A 1,341-nucleotide genomic window follows, 5' to 3' on the forward strand; every position below is an offset into this window, starting at 1 on the left:
GGGCGAGCAGGATGAGGACGAGCACGACGATGCCGCCCGTCAGGGCGAGCTTGTCCCGCTTGAGCCGTTCCCAGGCGATCCGGCCCAGGGAACGCCCCTGGACCGCCTTCGCCTCGGCGCTCGCTGCCGCCGCTTCCTCGGCCGCGCTCGGGGCCGTATCCGCAGTCGGCTCGTGCAATGGTGCCGTCATCTGGCAGGGACCCCTCTCAACCGGCGGTAGCCGGCCCACACTTGCCGCTGTGGCGGCGTGATCAGTCCGTCGTACATCGGGGCGAACGGCCCCTGCTGCGGGAGTCTTCAACGCTTTGGTGATCTGCTGCCAGGGTTGGCGGCGAATGGATGCGCAAACGTGATGCAGCCTGGAGGGTTCCGTTATACGGACAGTGGGTAACGCCCCCCGGACGCATGACACTTGGGACACAAAGCCAATTCGACGCCATTTTGGGCATCTCGCCGCCATCTACGCGCGAAGAAATGTGTCGTAGACGTAAATCCTGCGGAGAAGCGGAGAAGAGGACTCGCCGGGTCAGTATCCACCACGGACGGGCGGGTAGCCGTACCCACCCGCCTGGGCGGGCGCCGCGTGGGCCTCACGGTCGTAGAACGGGCGGGCGTTCGCCCGCAGCCAGAGGGCCACCGGGTCGTACACGTCGGACATCGCCACGGTCGACACCGGCAGCCCGTCCGGGACCGCGCCGATCGACTGCTGCATCATGCCGCGCACCGAGTCCACGGCCGGCGGGCTGGTGTCGTAGACGTCCAGACCGATCGCGAGATACGGCGCCCCGAGCGCGGGCTGCACCCAGGCGCGGCGCAGCGAGCGGACCGCGGGGGTGCGGTGGGCGTTCTGCGTGAGCAGGGCGTAGAACTGCGGGATCTCGATGCCCGGCTCGGACAGCCGGAGGGGTCCCGCGGGCTGGCGCTCCAGGCCGGTGGCGATCCGGCGCAGGTCGAGCCAGGGGATGCCGACGCCGCCGCCGGGGGCGTGCGGGTTGAGCCAGAGGCCGAAGTGGTCGGGGTAGAGGGTGCGGGCCACGTCCAGGCCGTCGACCACCTCGTAGGAGCGGTTCCAGCCGCTCGCCGACAGTTCCTGGGCGGAGGTGACGCAGGGGGCGTAGCCGTACTTGTCGACCTGCATGTTTCCGTACTGGGCGTCCGGGGAGCCGGACTGGCCGTGCCACAGGAGCATCCAGATCTGGCCGGAGTGGGGGGTCGCGAGGGCGCGGAGGAGTGCCTCGTAGGCGTCGTAGCGCCCGGGCGTCACCTGGCGCAGCATGTGCTCGACCTGGCCGGTCGCGGTGCCGCTGGCGCTCACGTGTCCGCTCCTTTTGGTAGGTGCCC

1 protein-coding gene and 1 pseudogene are annotated in these 1,341 nt (G+C 70.1%); both read right to left on the reverse strand.

Annotated features, from left to right (window positions below; translation table 11 throughout):
* A pseudogene (locus ACFWI9_RS34325) lies at positions 1-190 on the reverse strand (ABC transporter permease); the annotation flags it as partial.
* Between the two features lie 336 nt (positions 191-526).
* Positions 527-1,315, reverse strand: coding sequence for an enhanced serine sensitivity protein SseB C-terminal domain-containing protein (locus ACFWI9_RS34330; protein WP_387169228.1), 789 nt, complete (start codon positions 1,313-1,315; stop codon positions 527-529).
* Positions 1,316-1,341: the final 26 nt, after the last annotated feature.

Origin of the sequence: Streptomyces sp. NPDC127084, from assembly GCF_042724175.1 — a bacterium.
Classification (GTDB): Bacteria; Actinomycetota; Actinomycetes; order Streptomycetales; family Streptomycetaceae; genus Streptomyces.